Raw genomic sequence first — 15,881 nt, 5'->3', positions numbered from 1 at the left:
TCTATTTAGCCTGCAATGACTCAGCTTGGCTGCCCGGCCGTGCCCGACGCATCGCCAGGCTGAGTAGTATCACTGGTAGAATCCCCACCACCACAATTGTTAGTGACGCAGTTGAGGCTTCTGCTAAGCGTTCGTCTGAGGCCAAGCTGTGGGCGCGCACCGCCAGCGTATCGAAGTTAAACGGTCGCAGAATCATAGTGGCCGGTAGCTCTTTCATAGCGTCTACGAAAACTAAGATACCCGCTGCTAGCAAGCTGCTGCGCATGAGTGGGGTATGTATCCGGCGCAACGTTCCTCCCGCGGTTTGGCCAAGGGTGCGTGAAGCCGCATCCATGCTAGGCGTTACTTTCCCCAGGCTGGCTTCCACGGCATTGTATGAAACTGCCAAAAAACGTACTACGTAGGCATAAATCAAGATAAACGCCGACCCACTAAACACTAGGCCGATAATTTTGCCATAGTGTTCATGTAGCCAAGTATTGAGGGTGTTATCCAGCCAGGCAAAGGGTATTAAAATGCCCACAGCAACCACTGAGCCCGGAATTGCATAGCCCATGGACGCTATGCGGGTAAATATTCGGGCACTGGGCGAATTGTGCAATCTGACGCCGTAGCTAAGTAGCACCGCCATACCCACGGCAATTAAGGCGGCAATCAGTGACAGGCTTAGGCTATTAGTGGCAAAGCGGATAAAACGGGTTCCAAATAGGCTATCGCCCTGGTGAATGGCTAGATTAAGCAGAATGCCACTGGGCAGTAAAAAGCCAATCAAGATAGGTAGAAAACATACCATGCTAGCACCTAGCGCACGCCAGCCGCGAAGGTGGTATTCCGGCAATTGTTGATAGCGGTTGGTGGTGTGAAAATAGCGCCGTTTACCCCGTGAATAACGCTCTAGCAGCACAAGTACAATGACAAAAGTAAGTAGGCAGGCGGCAAGCTGGGCGGCTGCGACCGGCTCGCCTAAGCCAAACCACGTTCGGTAGATACCAGTGGTGAAGGTGTCCACGCCAAAAAACTGTACGGCACCAAACTCGTTGAGGGTTTCCATCAGCACTAGTGACACACCACCCACTAATGCGGGGCGAGCTAACGGCAGGGCAACGCTGCTAAACAAGTGCCAAGGGCCGCGACCCAAGGTGCGGCCCACGTCCAACACACACACGGACTGCTCAAGGAATGAGGCGCGGGTGAGCAGGTACACATAGGGGTAGAGCACAAAGGTGATTAACGTAGCGGCTCCGCCTAACGAGCGTATATTCGGGAAGTAGTAATCGCCATACTGCCAGCCAAACCACTCTCTTAGCGCGCTTTGCAACGGCCCTGCCACCTGTAAAAAGTCGGTGTAGGCATAGGCTATGACGTAGGTTGGTACTGCTAAGGGAAGTAGAAGGGCCCACTCAAATATTCGTTTGCCTGGAAAGCGGCACATCACCACCAACCAAGCAGAGCTTGCACCAATAACCAGTGTACCCAGCCCCACCCAAAACACTAGCCAGAAGGTGTTGGAGAGATAGCGTGGGAGCACTGTGCTGGCGAGGTGTTGCCATACGCCCTCGGTGGGCACCACGATGTGCCCTAAAACTACCAAAATAGGCAGCGCCACCGACAGTGCTATCAAAAATAGCGCGATCGACCAAGGGTTTAGCGATAGCGTAAAACGCGAGACCAAACCTGAAAATAGAGCCAGCGGTGAACGGCGAGCAGGTAGTGACACGTCGTTATCTCCTAGGTCGATGCGGGCAATGGTGGCATTGCAAATGCGAACATCAATGCGAAAAAGTATCGGGTGCAAATAGTATCACTTGCGCTTGGATGCTGCAGCTAACCCACAGTCCATAATAAAAAAACCCCGCTTGAGAGCGGGGTATACACCACGTTAGATAATTAACCTAAGAGTATTTTGGGAAGTCCTGTTACCAGCCATGGGAAGAACGCCATAAGTGTACAGGCCAGCAAAATCAAGGCGACGAAGGGGATAACCGCTTTGTACAAATCGACAATTTCGACCCCAGGCGGCGCGACCCCTTTTAAGTAGAACAGTGCGTAGCCGAAGGGCGGTGTTAGGAACGACGTCTGCAGTACCACGGCAACCATCACCACGAACCAGAGTGGGTCAACGCCCATCTGCTGGACGATGGGTAACATAATTGGGAAGCTGAGTAGCACAATGCCCGTCCAGTCCAGAAACATGCCCAGGATAAAAACCAGGAACAGCATCATAATGAGTGCCCCGGTAGTGCCTCCTGGCATCGCTAGTAGCAGGTCCTGGATGACCTGCATGCCCCCTCCGCGTGAAAAAACCCCTGTAAAGGCAGTTGCACCCACCAGGACTAACATTACCATGGTGGTGGTTTTACCCGCTTCAATCAGCGTGTTGAAGCAGGTTTTAATTTTCCGATCACCGAAAATCATAAACAGAACGAAGGCGATAAACACCCCTATTGCGGAGGCTTCGGTAGCCGTCGCAATGCCTGTGAAAAGTGCACCCAAAACACCCAGGATCAACGACATCGGCGGCACCACATACTTTGCCAACATGACCAATAGCTGCTTGGTGCTTACCTCCGCGCGTTCCTCTTTGGGTACTGGCGGGCCGTAAGAGGGTTTGAAATGACAAATCAGTAGCACGTACAGCGCGTACATCACACCCAGCATTAAGCCGGGGATCATTGCGCCAGCAAACAGCGCGCCGACGGAAACAGGCGAGTAACTGGCCATCAAAATCAGCATGATGCTGGGGGGGATCAGAATGCCCAAGCAGCCGCTAGCCATGATAACCCCGGCACTTAGCTCTTTGTTGTAGCCATACTTCAACATTGGCACCAAGGCGATCATGCCCATGACTGCAATGGATGCCCCAACAATGCCGGTAGTGGCCGCCAGCAGCACCGATACAATGACTACCGTGAGCGCCAGGCCGCCCCGTAGATTGGCAAGCAACAAGCGCATGGCATCAAACATCTTCTCCGTGACGCCAGAATCGTTTAGAAACCTTGCCATGAGTACAAACAGGGGGATGGCGACCAGGACATAGTTGTCCATGGCATTACCAAAAATATTGTTAATCAGCGTGCCCAGTACGCGTTCACCAGGTCCTAGGAATGCACCGATAACCGCCACGCCACCGAGTACAAAGGCCAGCGGATGACCCATGAAAAGGCCAATTAGCAGGCCACCAAACATCACTAGCGCAAGTAGTTCAGGGCTCAGGTTCATACCGGCTTCTCCTCGCGCAGCTGCATAATGGCTCGCAAAACGATGGCAATCGCCTGTAATAGAATTAAAACAGCGGCAACCACAATCACGCCCTTGATGGGGTAGACCGGGATCGACACCATGCCGTAGGTGGTTTCACCACGGCTAAGAGAGCGTTCAAAGAAGCGCCAGCCGTAGGTCAGTAACATCCAGATAAAGGGAACAAAGAACACCAGGTAACCGACTATTTCGATCACAGCTTGACGCTTACGGGAAAGTAATCGCTTTACTACGTCAACTTCGACATGGGCATGGTGGCGCAGCCCATACGCGGCCATAAGCATAAAGTGGGCGCCAAACAGCATTTTGGTCACATCGAACGCCCAGTCGCTGGGGCGACCAAAGAAAAAGCGTGATGCAATGTCATAAAGAACAATCAGGGTGATGATGGCAATTAACGGAGCAATAATTCGCCCGAGAAGCTCGTTAAGCGCATCGATCGCCTTGGCAATCGCATTCATGGAAGACCTCCGCGGTCAGCACAAAAAAACCGCCCCGGTTCGCCGGGGCGGCACAGAAGCGCCTTACAGGCAGGCTTCGATCTCTTCCAGTGAGGGCAGGTTATCCATTGTACGGCTCATGTTGAAGGGTGCAGAAACGTCACGCCATACGCCGTACTCTTGCAGATAGGTGATCATAGAGTGGTAGACTTTCGCGTGGTCGGCGTGCTCGCAGGCGCCGCGTACAATCACCTCGTTAGTGATTTCCTGGATACGCTCCAGATCCTCTGCCGAGAACTGGTTGATCGTTATGCCTGCATCAATAAATTTCTGGGTGGCCTCGCTGGACTCACGCTCTGACCAGGATAGTGACCATGCCATTGTTGCATCGGCAGCGATTCTTAGCTTTTCCTGAGTCTCTTCGGAGAGGGCATCCCAGGCATCTTTGTTAATCATAACGCCGAAGACGCTGGCCGACTGGTGCCAGCCAGGAGTGGCCCAATAATCGGCAACCTCTGCAAAGCCAGCGTTGAAATCAACGCCGGGAGTTGAGAATTCTCCCGCGTCGATAACACCGCGCTCAATGGCTTGATACACTTCACCACCGGCCAGCGTTACCTGGGAACCGCCCAACTGCTCTAGAACACGGCCCTGGTCGCGGCCAGAAAGACGTAGCCGTTTGCCCTCTAAATCGGCAAGGCTCTCGATGGGGGTGCGGCCCATAAAGCCGGATTCATTGTTGGTAATGCCGTAGGGCAAATAAACCATGTTGTACTGGCCGTAGATCTCTTCATAGAGCTCGCGGCCTCCCCACTGTTGAATCCAGTTAAGGTAATCGACACCGTTAAACAAGCTTGTAGTGGTGGCTAATGGGGAGAAAGCCGGGTTCAGACCTGCCCAGTAGCCAGGCCAATCACCAGCCGCCTCGATGCTACCGGTTTCAGTGGCATCAAAAACCTCTGTGCCGGGCATCAGCGTGCCACCAGCGCGGAAATTGATTTGCAACTCGTCGCCAGCTAGCTTGTTGACCAAATCAGCCCAGTGCTGGTCGATCTTGATCAAATCCAGGTTGTCTGGCCAGGTGGATGTCATGGTCCACTGTTCTTGTGCCTGAGCGGAAGTGGTAAGTGCGGCGAATGCGACCCCAGCCGCAAGACTAGTAAGAGCGAATTTTGTCATTTTCTTCATGATGTTTTCCTGGTTGGGCGTAGGAATTTATTAGTGTTTGTTACCTGGATGCAGGAAAGTAAAGCGTGGAAGGTGACGTTTACGTAAAGCGCTGCGTCTATTCCACTGCAAATCTAAGCTATCACACTCCTGCCGCTGCGGCGCAATATCAGTAATTTAAGGAAGTTAACGCAGCAGTAGCCGTAAGCTGGTTTTTTATTTTTAAATTTAACAATGATTTATGAGTTTTTTATGACGCAAAGAAGAGGTGTTTCAGCGTTGAAAATCGACGGTTTTAATACCAAAGTTGCAAGCGAAATGCTCAGATGGAAGCTGCCATGAGTGCGTCTGGCGCTAACGGTGATCGCCATGTCTTGACGCTGGTTTGTCACGCGGTGCGCTTGCTGCGCCGCCGCTGGAGGCAGCTGGTGTGGCTCTCTGGGCCGTCAAATGAGTGCCGCGAGCAGGCTTTGCAGCTTTGGCAAGCCGCTCCTTGGCAGTCGCCACTTTGGGTAAGTGGCGCGCACGAAGCGCCTGTTTCCCCTAGCTTAACGGCGCGTAAGGCGCGTACCCGGCTAGGTGCCGAGCATCAATTGATGGTCATTGATGCTAGTGGCGACCAAGGACTAGACCCAGATGCCTTAGGAGCATTGGCTGGAACGGTGACGGCAGGCGGGCTCTGTATCGTGATTACTCCCGAGTACTTTGGCGCCCGCCCAGACCCAGACTATGCCCGTTTTGCTGATCACCCTTGGTCCTGGGAGTCGCTCACTGCACACTACTTAACGCGTTTGGCGCGTTTACTGGCATCTTCTTCCGCCGTTATTCGTTGGTCCGCAGGCAGAGAGCTGAAATTGCCTAAACTGACAGAGCGCGCTCAGTACGTTGTGTATGCTGACGATGCCGACTGCTTAACGCGCGATCAAGCGCGGGCAGTTGCTGGTTTGGTCGGGCTTAAACGACGTCGGCCACTGGTAATCACTGCCGACCGAGGGCGTGGTAAAAGCGCTGCGCTAGGCATTGCCTGTGCTCGGCTATTTTCCCAGGGAGTGGCACATATTGTGGTCACCGCTCCTCGGCTGAGCTCCCTTGACAGTCTCTTCACGCGGTTGGCCGCACTCTGTCCCGAGGGACAGCAGGTAACGCCAGGGCGCTTTGTGCTTCCAGAGGGTGCGGCGCTCGACTTTTTACCGCCGGATAGACTGACTGAATATGTTAACGAGCAACGCATAGGCGGTGACGGTAGCTACTTACTGGTTGATGAGGCAGCAGCCATCCCTGCGGCGCTATTAGGGCAGTGGCTGGCCGCATTTCCGCGCATTGCTTTTGCTACCACGGTGCATGGCTATGAAGGGTCTGGGCGTGGCTTCGCTTTACGGTTCCGCGATGTACTAGATCGCCAGGCGCCCCAATGGCGCGGGCTTGAACTCATTGAACCGATCCGCTGGTCGTCAGAGGACCCCCTTGAATCGGCTATTCAGCAACTGCTGATCTTAAAAGCTCCGCTGCCTCAAGCTAAACACGGTGCTGGGAGAAGTGTTCCGCTAGCCCAAGCCGAGCTCGCTAGGCAAGAGCCGTTACTTGAAAAGTTATTTGGCCTCTTGGTGCAGTCACACTACCGCACCACCCCCAGTGATGTACGCCAATTGCTGGATGGTCCTGGAACGGGGCTGCGCATAATTGATCACCATGAGCCTCAGGCGGTACTGGTTACCCGCGAAGAGGGTGGTTTTGCTGCTCCGCTTGCCGAACAAGTAGCGCGAGGTGAGCGGCGCCCTCGAGGGCACCTGCTCGCCCAATCGCTGGCAGCACATAGTGGCAGTCGGGAGGCGTTGACTGCGCGCTGGCGGCGGGTGTCGCGAATTGCTACCCACCCGGAGCGGCGCCGTGAAGGGTTGGGGCGGCAACTGATCGAAGATGATATTGCGCTAGCTGCTCAACAAGGTATTGCGCTTTATGGGGCGACGTTTGGCGCAGAAGCGTCACTACTACGCTTCTGGTTGGCGCTGGGGTTTGTACCGGTGCGCCTTGGTGTTACGCGGGAAACGGCCACTGGTGAATATGCGGTGATGGTGGCGCAGGCATTGAGCCCTGAAGGTGAAAAAGTACTGAGCGCTCTGCGGAGCCAGTTTGCAGCCTCATTACCTAGCCTCTTGGCCTTTGAGTTAACCACTTTGCCCGCTGCTGTGCTGGTGCTTTTGTTACCTTCGCTCCAAGGCGAGCCTATGAGCGCACTGGATAGACAAGCGATTGACGATGTAGCGCACGCCCATCGCGATCCTGCACTCGCTAGGGTGTCTTTACAGACCCTAGCCCGGGAAGCAAGTCACTGGGAGCTGGATAAGCAGGCAAGCTTGGCACACCAGCAGTTGGCTGCCTGGGCGTTTCAAAACCAGCCCTTGGCGAAAGCCCGCAGTGATGCCATTAGACAGCTGCGCCAAGCTGTCCAGTGCTTGGCTAAATGGATAGCAGCTAGTAACTGAGCAGCCAGCAGTAGAGCGTGGAGCAGAAGAATCAGTAGCTAGTTAAGTAGTGGATAAGCAGTACACGCTTTCCCGACGTGGTTCTGAGCGTTAGGATAGATCAGTTATCGATAATGAAGAGCTCCCATGAACGCACATTTAGAAGCGCTCGCACCAAACCTCGTTTGGCGCCATTTCCGTACGCTGTGTAATACGCCGCGTCCCTCCGGGCATGAAGCCGCGCTGGTCGCTACCCTGGAAGCCTGGGCCGATGCTCAGGGGCTTACTCACGATCGTGATGCCTTCGGCAATCTACGGCTTTGCAAACCGGCATCACCGGGCTGCGAGCAGGCGCCGGGAGTGGTATTGCAGGGGCATTTGGATATGGTCGCTCAGGCAAATACTGGGCATGACCACGATTTTACCCGTGACCCGATCAGCACCTACGTAAAAGAGGGCTGGTTGCATGCTGATGGCACTACCTTGGGTGCTGATAATGGGTTGGGTGTGGCGGCGATTCTTGCCGTGCTGGAAGATCCTGAGCTTACCCATGGGCCGCTAGAGGCGCTGTTTACCCTTGAAGAAGAGACTTCCATGGGCGGTGCGCTGAACCTGGCCGAAAACTGGCTGGAAGGCACGTTGCTGCTCAACCTGGATAGTGAAGATCGTGGTCAGGTTTATATCGGCTGCGCAGGCGGTGCTGATGTAGTGGTGGATGCTCAGCTACCCAGCGCGGGGTTGCTGGAAGAGGAGCAGGTGTTATCACTAGCGTTGACCGGCCTGAAAGGCGGCCACTCGGGTGTAGATGTTCACAAGCCCTTAGGCAATGCCAACCGGTTGCTGGTGCGTGTGTTGCGAGCACTGGAAACCTTTGACGCAAGGCTTATCAGCTACCAAGGCGGCACTCTGCGCAATGCGATCCCCCGCGAGGCATTTGCCCAAGTGGCATTGCCTGCTGATGATGTTGAGGCTGCGTTAGCCACAGTGGCAAGCTTAGAACGCACCTTAAAAACAGAGCTAGGTAGCGGTGATAGTGGCCTGGTACTGACCGCTAAGCGTACGGCGCCCGCTGAGATAGAGCCACTAACGCGTGATGCGAGCGCTATGCTGTTAGCCGCCATGCATGCAGCTCCCTGTGGGGTTGAACGGATGAGCGCAGATGTGCCAGGGGTGGTGGAAACCTCTAATAACCTGGGTGTGTTGAGCTTGGAGGCGGGGCGTTTCCACCTATGTGCGTTAGTGCGCTCGTTGCACGATAGCGCGACTGCCGCTATGGCTGACCGCTTTCAAGCACTGTTTGGGCTAATGGGCGCGAGGGTCAAAGTGGAAAACGGCTATCCTGGCTGGGCGCCCAATCCAGAAAGTGGCCTATTGGCGATGTTTAAACAGCGCCACGCTGCACTTCTTGGTCGTGAGCCTGAGGTGAAGGTAATTCATGCGGGGCTGGAGTGCGGTATTTTAGGTAGTAAGTATCCGCACCTGGATATGATTTCGTTTGGTCCGCTGATTCGTGGCGCCCACTCGCCGAATGAGCGTGTAGAGCTGGACTCAGTGGTGGAGTTTTGGGACATGTTGCGTGCGATGATCGAGGAGCTAGCGACGAAGCGCTAGTATTGAGTATGTGCTAGTTACTATCCCTAGACGCAAAAACGGCACCTTTTCGGTGCCGTTTTTTTACTTTCCGTGTAGGCTGGTGGCCTAGTAATGCTTATTTGCCTAAATAAGCATTCAGCATCCACACGGTTTTTTCCTGCTCGCGAATATAGTCGCCTGCTTGGGAGGCGGTACCCTCATCGTCGGCATCCGAAGCGATGGAGAGTAGCTCACGCTGCAGTTCGATCAACGTTTGGTAGCCCGCTAGCACCCCTTTCACACAGGTCTTGCCGTCGTGTACGTCTTTATCTTCCTGAATGTGGGATAACTTTATGTAATCGCTGTAAGCGTGTACGGGTTTATGACCTAGCGTGAGAATACGCTCGGCGACTTCATCTACTTTGGTGAGTAGATCAGTGTAGAACTCTTCGAATTTGGCGTGTAGCTCGAAAAAGTCGCTACCTTTCACGTTCCAGTGGTAACCACGGACGTTCATATAAAAAATTTGATAGTTGGCCAGCAGGTGATTGAGTTTTTCGGCCAGTTGAGTAGCGCTGCCTTCGTGTAGGCCAATGCTGTTGGTATCTGTCATGTGGTGCTCCTCCATGGTTGGAGCCGCTGTAACGCTTAGCGGCCATCAAATCATTTGATTTAGCTTAAGGCGCTTACTCTAAGCTGCAAAGCAAGTTTTTTGCATCGCGTCGATAGCGCCATAACATTACGCTGACAGTAAGTTGACGGCACTTACTTCTCATTGAGAGATGTAGGCGCTGGTGGGGCTTTTCAAGGGTCAGGGGTAAACTCGCTCTATCGACCGACTGTCTATCTAGCTAGCCACAGGCGAGCAATGTTCTCACAGCGTGCCTCTAAAAGCTCTGCTGTGCGTGGTAGGGCTTGCTCTAGGCTCATCGGGCCATCTGCTAGGGCAAAGGCGGCGGTGACACCCTCTTCCAAACAGGCCTGCCAGCCATCTCCTAAACTGCCTGCTAAAATAATCACAGGCTTACCATGCTGGTATGCGGCGCGTGCAACACCAATCGGTGTTTTACCTGCAAGGCTTTGGCCATCCAAGCGGCCTTCTCCAGTGATTACCAGCTCGGCTTGGGCGAGCAGTTCTGGAAGTCTGGTCTGCTGCATAATCATTTCGATACCCGGCGTGAGCGTGGCGTTTAAAAACGTGTGTGCGGCAAAGCCCATGCCACCTGCTGCTCCTGCTCCGGCAAGCCCCCTGTCATCGTGGCCAAGCACTTCCACGCAGATATCAGCAAAGTGGCCAAGGGCGCGATCCAATTGGGCGACATCTTGTGGTGAGGCCCCTTTTTGCGGACCAAAAATGGCGCTGGCTCCCCGCTCACCTAATAATGGGTTATCCACATCCACGGCAGCTTCAACCTGAAGCGTGGCAAGACGTGAATCGAGCGTCGACAGATCCAGAGTAGCTAGCTGCTGAAGCGCTGCGCCGCCAGGAGGTAAAGGAGAGCCGTGTCGATCCAGAAATTTGGCGCCTAATGCCTGGAGCATACCTGCTCCCGCATCGTTGGTGGCGCTACCTCCGAGCAACAGCAGAACTTTTTCGGCGCCCTCATCGAGTGCGGCTTTAAATAGTTCGCCCACTCCGTAAGTGGAGGTGTGCAGGGCATTGCGCTCTTGAATGGACAGGTGCTGTAATCCACTGGCTTCTGCTAGTTCAATAAACGCGGTACGCTGTTGCCTGAGCCAGCCCCAACATGCCTGGCGGGGCCGCCCTAAGGCGTCTTGCACGGTCAGCTCGCGGCGCTCGGCATCGGTAGCGGCAATCAGCGCATCCAGGCTGCCTTCTCCGCCATCGGCAAGTGGGCAAACGGTCAGGGTGGCGGTAGGCATTGCACGCTTAACACCCTTGGCCATTGCCAGGGCGGCTTGCTCGGCGTTTAAGGCATCTTTAAAACTATCGGGGCAAAGCAGTACATTCATGGCACAACCTCCGTAACACAGCGTCTTGCAAGCATGATTTTTAGAATATGGTTTTTGAAATGTCTTGAAAACATCGTCTTTAAAATACCGTCTTTAAGACCTTGTCTTTAAAGTACTGTCTTCAAAGCACTGTCTTTAAAATGCCGACTTGAAAACCTTGTCCTTAAAACGCTGTCTTTAAGACGTTGCCTTTAAAATACTGCCCCTAAGGCACTGCCTTTACAGCATGGTTTCTAAATAGGGTCTTTGAAAAATAGCCTTTAAAACACTTGCCTCAGTGTACTGCTATAGATTCATCTCTGCTGGCGAGCTTAGCGCGCTACCCAATGACACACCAGTCACGACAACGGTTAGAGGACTAACATGAAGACAATACCCCTTGGTATGAGTTGTCTGTTGCTCTTGGTGGGCTGCCAGACCATCCCCGACCGCTTACCTCAAGCAGAGCCGGCTCCGGCTGCTTCATGCTATTTTCCAGTGAGCTCAGTAGCAACGCCACAGTCGAGTAGCGGTGGACACAGCCAAGCACAAACCCAAAAAGCACTGGACCAAAGTGTTGCGGTACTGGAAGAGTGGGGCTTTGAGCTTGTTTCGACGGATACCAGCCTGGGGCTTGTCAGCGCTAGCCGTCAGCGCGATCTGATTGGCTACTATGACCCTTACGATAATGCCTACGGCTATGGACGTGGCATGCGCATGTTTGGGAGCGGCGGCCTGGGGCGCAGCGGAGCTAGCATTGGCTTAGGAGTTGGGGGAGGATTCGGGGCGGGAGTCGGCCAACGGCCGGTCGAAGTTGAGCGTGTTTCGTTATTAGTTAACAACGGTTACGTGCGCATCTCACGGGATATTCGTCGCTTCGATCATCTGGGTGATCTACGTGAGTCTTACAGTGCCAGCAATGATGATTTTTGCCAGCGTTTCAAGGCAGCGCTGCCGCAATCCACCACCGAGCGTGCGCTATGATCATTCTTCGAGTTTTATACAGAGCGGTATTGGTAAGTGCTTTAGTCGTATTAGCAGGTTGTGCCTCCCAGCAAGCAGTGGAACCGCGCGAGCTTCACTACTCCTCACCTACCGAGCAAACGTTTCGTCAGGCTGTTGAACTGATGATAGAGCAAGGGTATGTGGTGAGACATGCTGATTTAGCCTTAGGGCGTGCAGACGCGGCCCTTGCCCGCTGGCCAGAGTATCGTTTGCAACTTCAGGTCCAGGAAGAGGGCGCCGGTAGTCGGGTTAGGGTGTCAGCATCACGGGGAAATCAACCACTGCCCCCTTATTTATTAGACCCATGGTTAGTCAAGCTGCAGAGTAAGTTGGGAGAAGCTCCGTGACAGTAGTAACACCTATACTCAGCGTATTAGTAGGTAAGTCACGCTCCTATTGGGTGCCTTTAGCGATGGGCATTTCTAGCCTGCTCAGCAGCACTGTGGTGCTAGCTCATCCTCATGGTTGGATAGATCTGAGTGTGCGGGTGGTCACTGATGAGCAGGGGGCGGTAAGTGCTTTGCATCAAACGTGGCGGATGGATCCATTTTATAGTTTGGTGGTATTTGAAGAGCTTCAGCAAGTACCTGGCGCGGATTTGGAACAAGGGCTGGATCAGTTAGGCAGTGAAATTCGCGACAACCTATCTCATCAGCACTACTTCACAGAGGTTCGCATTAATGGCAAACGCCAGTCTCTAGGGGAAGTAACAGAGTATACGGCGCTAGAGCGGGATGGCCGGCTAACCTTTATGTTCATTTTGCCGCTGTCTTCATCTCAAGCGCTAGCTGGTCATACCCTGGAGTACCAAGTGTTTGATCCTACCTACTACCTCGAAGTAGTTCATGAGGAGGAAGGCGGCAAGCCTGCTGCCGAAGCGCTCATTCTCAACGGAGAGCCAAGCTGCGAGCTCAGTATTTTGCCTGCGAACCCGGATCCTGAACTGGTCATGCAAGCTGCGCTGCTAGACATTGATGAACAGGCTGAGCCGGGGCTGGGCCGCCACTTTGCTGAAACAGGGCGTGTAGCGTGCCTCTAGCAGTTGATAGGGGGAGTCGTGTATAAAGTGTTACTTTATAACTTTCTCTGGAGGGGGCAATGCCTCTAACGCGGCAGCAAATGGCTTGGGGGGCGCTTGCCGTAATGGGTGCAGCGCTGATCATTTTTGTTGTGCAAGCCAATATTCAAGGAGCGAGCTTGCAGTTGCTGGCCTGGCAGCGGGATTTACACCGCAGCTTAACCTTAGCAATTACCGAGCTCTCTCGTACACCCACTACAGGTACTTGGCTGTCGTTGCTGGGCGTTAGCTTTGCTTACGGCGTTTTTCATGCGGCGGGGCCGGGGCATGGTAAAGCTGTACTGGCGACGTATTTGGCCTCTCACGGAGGGGCAACCCGCCGTGCATTGGGGCTATCCTTTGCTGCGTCGCTATTGCAGGGGGTAACTGCGATTGTCATGGTAGCGGTGCTGGTGCATGGATTGGGGTGGGTTACCCGCCAAGCCATGGGCAGCGTGGTATGGGTAGAGCAGGCGAGTTTCATATTGGTAGCACTGTTAGGCGGTTGGTTATGCTGGCGAGCTACCAAGCAATTACGCCGCGCCTATGCCGGTGGGCACCACGATGCGGTTGATCACAGCCACAGCCACGACCATAGTCACAGTCATGATCACTGCTGCGGTGGTGCTCACCATATCGAACCTCAACAGGCGCTTGATTGGCGCACTGCGCTGATAACCGTAGGGGCTATTGGGATGCGCCCCTGTACTGGAGCAGTACTAATGCTGGGGGCAGCAAGCCTACTGGGGCAGTTTTATGTGGGAGTTGCCTCGGTCATTGCCATGTCACTAGGAACGGGCATCACTGTTTCGGTGCTTGCGCTTGCCAGCATTTTTGCAAGGGGCTGGGCAGCTAAGCGCCTGCAGAAACAGCGCAGCCAGAAAATGGTCGAAAAAGTAGCTGGCTGGGTGGCGCTTACAGGTGGAGCGTTGATTATTGTGCTAGGCGTATCGCTCTCCCTTGCAGGTGCTGCCCAGCCAGCCAGCGGGCCGTTGTTGAACGAGCCTGCTTCACGGCAGGGGTCTTCGTTATTGAGAGGTTAGCCTATCCCTCGGTACCAATGCTCGCATGGTTTTGCATGGTGTTGGCCCTCTCCTCCTGGAGCTATAACGTTAACCTGCCAATTTGGGCTAGCAGTTGCTCACGTCGTTGCCCCTGCAAGGTTAATTCATAAGGCTCTGGGGTTCCGTTACCCCAGACGGGAGCAGGCCAGCTTGCATCATCCCGGTAACGTACTACTAAATGGATGTGTAGTTGGCTAACGACATTGCCCAACGTAGCTATATTGAGCTTATCGCCGTGAAACGCTTCTTTCATCGCCTCTCCAAGCATTGTGGCTTCACGCCAAAGCTGGGCCTGTTCTTGAGTAGATAGTTCAAACACTTCGCTGACTGACGCAACTCTAGGCACCAGAACGACCCAGGGGTAGCGCGCATCGTTCATTAATAGTGCGCGGCACAGGGGTAAGTCGGCGAGGGGAAAAGTATCGGTAGCTAAGCGTGAATCGAGATCAAAGGTATCCAAATCAATGGTGCTCCAGGTGGCCAGTTAATGATTAGCAGCATAGCCGTTGCTCGCGCAGCTGAGGTAAAGCTTGGTAGTGCAAAATAGGCGCAATAGGCAAAACGCTGTTACGCTTAGAGTACTCCCAAGCGGTAACGCTGCCTACGGAGCTTCACTATATTGATGGTATGTTGACGGTACCTCGACTGACTTGTTAAGGAGAACACTAATGAAAAAACTACTCGCTACCAGCTTTATTCTGCTCATCGCCGCAGGTGCGTTGGCGGGCTGTAATACAGTGGCAGGCGCAGGACAGGATGTGCAGGAAGGCGGACGAGCCGTTCAGGATGCAGCGAGCTAATGCTATAAATAGCACTATTAGTTAGAGTAGAAGAGCGGGCTGGGCATCACTGCCTAGCCCGTTTTACATGTGGGGTAACCACCGATTAAACAAGGAAGAAGATTAATGGTTAACGTATCAAGCTTAAGCCACTCAATTAAAAAGCAGTTGGGCAGCGGCTGCTTAGTGTTGCTGGCAGCCTCATTGCTGACCGCATGTGCCAGTGGGCCCGACCCTGTGAGCGCTCCCCCTCCACCCACCGGTGGTCAGGGTGAATCAACCGTAGGGGCTAGCTGCGATAGTGAGACAGTACAGTACGCGATCGGTGAGCTATTTGATGAGGCTAATGTCCCGCAGCTACAAAGCGAGAGTGGTGCACGTCAAGTGCGGGTGCTACGCCCCCACAGCGCTGCCACCATGGACTACCGTGAGGACCGTTTGAATATTCATTTAGAGAGCAACGATACCATTGAAGCACTGCGCTGCGGTTAACGCAGAATTAGTACGACACAAGCGGCGGTGAGTAACCCCATGGAGACATTAAAAGCTCGCCATGCACCGTCGCTTTTGATCCATTGCCCTATGGCCGTCCCAAAGGCTGCCCAGAGTGCAATACAAGGTAGTGCTACTACCTCTGCAAAGCCAGCCAGCACGAAAGCATTAATAACCGGTTGGCCGCTTTCGGGCAAAAAACCTGCCATTAGTGCCAACCCCATTATCCATGCCTTGGGGTTAGCAAATTGAAACATCGCAGCCTGCCAAAATGTTAGCGGAACACCTCGTTGATCTCCATCAAGGTTAGGTGGTGGCGCAGTCGCTATTTTCCAGGCGAGATAGAGTAAATAGGCGCTGCCCACCCAGCGCAAAGTGATCTGTACCACTGGGAAACGCTCAAATAACACCCCAAGCCCCAGCGCAATGCTGGCAAATAGTAAAAAGCAGCCACCTAAAATGCCCCACATGTGTGGCATGGTGCGCCGAAAACCAAAGTTAGCCCCTGATGCTGTCAACATAATGTTGTTAGGGCCGGGGGTTAGAGTCATCGACATCATAAAGAGTGCAGCAGGGCCAAGGATTAGCCATTCACTGTTCATTTTTTGTATCCATACAATTTTATGGTTTGT

The 15,881-nt window shown here is 53.8% G+C and carries 16 protein-coding genes; 8 read left to right on the top strand and 8 right to left on the bottom strand.

What is annotated here, in order from left to right:
* Position 1 precedes the first annotated feature (1 nt).
* From CPA45_RS13740 to dctP, 4 genes are all read right to left on the bottom strand, one after another.
* Entirely contained in the window at positions 2–1,717 is a 1,716-nt protein-coding gene (locus CPA45_RS13740; protein ID WP_096652460.1) for an ABC transporter permease, read from the bottom strand.
* A 170-nt stretch (positions 1,718–1,887) separates the two neighbouring features.
* The gene (locus CPA45_RS13735) at positions 1,888–3,219 is read right to left on the bottom strand and encodes a TRAP transporter large permease (RefSeq protein WP_078090111.1); all 1,332 of its coding nucleotides are present in this window, start codon (positions 3,217–3,219) and stop codon (positions 1,888–1,890) included.
* On the bottom strand, positions 3,216–3,719 hold the full coding sequence (locus CPA45_RS13730; protein ID WP_096652365.1) for a TRAP transporter small permease subunit: 504 nt from the start codon (positions 3,717–3,719) through the stop codon (positions 3,216–3,218). The genes CPA45_RS13735 and CPA45_RS13730 overlap by 4 nt, the downstream gene beginning before the upstream one ends.
* 63 nt (positions 3,720–3,782) lie before the next feature.
* Positions 3,783–4,886, bottom strand: a complete 1,104-nt coding sequence (dctP, locus tag CPA45_RS13725; RefSeq protein ID WP_096652363.1) for a TRAP transporter substrate-binding protein DctP — start codon at positions 4,884–4,886, stop codon at positions 3,783–3,785.
* 317 nt (positions 4,887–5,203) lie between these two features.
* Here dctP and CPA45_RS13720 point away from each other — a divergent pair, with 317 nt between their 5' ends.
* Together CPA45_RS13720 and CPA45_RS13715 are read left to right on the top strand one after the other, a co-directional pair.
* Complete coding sequence (locus tag CPA45_RS13720; protein WP_096652361.1) at positions 5,204–7,348, top strand: tRNA(Met) cytidine acetyltransferase TmcA; 2,145 nt, start codon at positions 5,204–5,206, stop codon at positions 7,346–7,348.
* 126 nt (positions 7,349–7,474) lie between these two features.
* On the top strand, positions 7,475–8,938 hold the full coding sequence (locus tag CPA45_RS13715) for an aminoacyl-histidine dipeptidase (protein ID WP_096652359.1): 1,464 nt from the start codon (positions 7,475–7,477) through the stop codon (positions 8,936–8,938).
* A 97-nt stretch (positions 8,939–9,035) separates the two neighbouring features.
* Here CPA45_RS13715 and CPA45_RS13710 read toward each other — a convergent pair whose 3' ends face one another.
* Entirely contained in the window at positions 9,036–9,512 is a 477-nt protein-coding gene (locus tag CPA45_RS13710) for a Dps family protein (protein WP_096652357.1), read from the bottom strand.
* Positions 9,513–9,742: 230 nt separating this feature from the next.
* Positions 9,743–10,873, bottom strand: coding sequence for a glycerate kinase (locus CPA45_RS13705; RefSeq protein WP_096652355.1), 1,131 nt, complete (start codon positions 10,871–10,873; stop codon positions 9,743–9,745).
* A gap of 363 nt (positions 10,874–11,236) precedes the next feature.
* On the opposite strand from CPA45_RS13705, the gene CPA45_RS13700 reads away from it, so the two are divergent.
* The 4 genes from CPA45_RS13700 to CPA45_RS13685 all read left to right on the top strand — a co-directional run bounded on the left by CPA45_RS13700 (position 11,237) and on the right by CPA45_RS13685 (position 13,957).
* Positions 11,237–11,836 carry a hypothetical protein gene (locus CPA45_RS13700; protein WP_096652353.1) on the top strand — a complete coding sequence of 200 codons (600 nt, stop codon included), beginning with the start codon at positions 11,237–11,239 and terminating at the stop codon, positions 11,834–11,836.
* On the top strand, positions 11,833–12,204 hold the full coding sequence (locus CPA45_RS13695) for a hypothetical protein (RefSeq protein ID WP_096652351.1): 372 nt from the start codon (positions 11,833–11,835) through the stop codon (positions 12,202–12,204). The genes CPA45_RS13700 and CPA45_RS13695 overlap by 4 nt, the downstream gene beginning before the upstream one ends.
* A gap of 65 nt (positions 12,205–12,269) precedes the next feature.
* Entirely contained in the window at positions 12,270–12,896 is a 627-nt protein-coding gene (locus CPA45_RS13690) for a DUF1007 family protein (RefSeq protein ID WP_096652459.1), read from the top strand.
* 59 nt (positions 12,897–12,955) lie between these two features.
* Positions 12,956–13,957, top strand: coding sequence for a nickel/cobalt transporter (locus CPA45_RS13685; RefSeq protein WP_096652350.1), 1,002 nt, complete (start codon positions 12,956–12,958; stop codon positions 13,955–13,957).
* Between the two features lie 61 nt (positions 13,958–14,018).
* On the opposite strand, the gene CPA45_RS13680 is transcribed toward CPA45_RS13685, so the two are convergent.
* Entirely contained in the window at positions 14,019–14,438 is a 420-nt protein-coding gene (locus CPA45_RS13680; RefSeq protein WP_096652348.1) for an HIT domain-containing protein, read from the bottom strand.
* A gap of 208 nt (positions 14,439–14,646) precedes the next feature.
* On the opposite strand from CPA45_RS13680, the gene CPA45_RS13675 reads away from it, so the two are divergent.
* Together CPA45_RS13675 and CPA45_RS13670 are read left to right on the top strand one after the other, a co-directional pair.
* Complete coding sequence (locus tag CPA45_RS13675; protein WP_078090121.1) at positions 14,647–14,778, top strand: entericidin A/B family lipoprotein; 132 nt, start codon at positions 14,647–14,649, stop codon at positions 14,776–14,778.
* 105 nt (positions 14,779–14,883) lie between these two features.
* Positions 14,884–15,249, top strand: coding sequence for an I78 family peptidase inhibitor (locus tag CPA45_RS13670; protein WP_096652346.1), 366 nt, complete (start codon positions 14,884–14,886; stop codon positions 15,247–15,249).
* On the opposite strand, the gene CPA45_RS13665 is transcribed toward CPA45_RS13670, so the two are convergent.
* Positions 15,246–15,851 (bottom strand): LysE family translocator, encoded by a 606-nt coding sequence (locus CPA45_RS13665; RefSeq protein WP_096652344.1) that lies wholly within the window; start codon positions 15,849–15,851, stop codon positions 15,246–15,248. The genes CPA45_RS13670 and CPA45_RS13665 overlap by 4 nt on opposite strands.
* Positions 15,852–15,881: the final 30 nt, after the last annotated feature.

Origin of the sequence: Vreelandella nigrificans (assembly GCF_002374315.1) — a bacterium.
In the GTDB taxonomy this organism is placed as follows: domain Bacteria; phylum Pseudomonadota; class Gammaproteobacteria; order Pseudomonadales; family Halomonadaceae; genus Vreelandella; species Vreelandella nigrificans.
The sequence above is the reverse complement of the archived record's forward strand: the minus strand, read 5'-3'. Positions and strand labels throughout refer to the sequence as shown.

Excerpts from the sequence above, each read along its gene's own strand:
- CPA45_RS13670 (WP_096652346.1), top strand. The coding sequence starts at position 14,884 with ATGGTTAACGTATCAAGCTTAAGCCACTCAATTAAAAAGCAGTTGGGC.
- CPA45_RS13695 (WP_096652351.1), top strand. The coding sequence starts at position 11,833 with ATGATCATTCTTCGAGTTTTATACAGAGCGGTATTGGTAAGTGCTTTA.
- CPA45_RS13730 (WP_096652365.1), bottom strand. The coding sequence starts at position 3,719 with ATGAATGCGATTGCCAAGGCGATCGATGCGCTTAACGAGCTTCTCGGG.
- CPA45_RS13720 (WP_096652361.1), top strand. The coding sequence starts at position 5,204 with ATGAGTGCGTCTGGCGCTAACGGTGATCGCCATGTCTTGACGCTGGTT.
- CPA45_RS13700 (WP_096652353.1), top strand. The coding sequence starts at position 11,237 with ATGAAGACAATACCCCTTGGTATGAGTTGTCTGTTGCTCTTGGTGGGC.
- CPA45_RS13710 (WP_096652357.1), bottom strand. The coding sequence starts at position 9,512 with ATGACAGATACCAACAGCATTGGCCTACACGAAGGCAGCGCTACTCAA.
- dctP (WP_096652363.1), bottom strand. The coding sequence starts at position 4,886 with ATGAAGAAAATGACAAAATTCGCTCTTACTAGTCTTGCGGCTGGGGTC.
- CPA45_RS13715 (WP_096652359.1), top strand. The coding sequence starts at position 7,475 with ATGAACGCACATTTAGAAGCGCTCGCACCAAACCTCGTTTGGCGCCAT.
- CPA45_RS13675 (WP_078090121.1), top strand. The coding sequence starts at position 14,647 with ATGAAAAAACTACTCGCTACCAGCTTTATTCTGCTCATCGCCGCAGGT.
- CPA45_RS13735 (WP_078090111.1), bottom strand. The coding sequence starts at position 3,219 with ATGAACCTGAGCCCTGAACTACTTGCGCTAGTGATGTTTGGTGGCCTG.
- CPA45_RS13685 (WP_096652350.1), top strand. The coding sequence starts at position 12,956 with ATGCCTCTAACGCGGCAGCAAATGGCTTGGGGGGCGCTTGCCGTAATG.
- CPA45_RS13665 (WP_096652344.1), bottom strand. The coding sequence starts at position 15,851 with ATGAACAGTGAATGGCTAATCCTTGGCCCTGCTGCACTCTTTATGATG.
- CPA45_RS13690 (WP_096652459.1), top strand. The coding sequence starts at position 12,270 with ATGGGCATTTCTAGCCTGCTCAGCAGCACTGTGGTGCTAGCTCATCCT.
- CPA45_RS13705 (WP_096652355.1), bottom strand. The coding sequence starts at position 10,873 with ATGAATGTACTGCTTTGCCCCGATAGTTTTAAAGATGCCTTAAACGCC.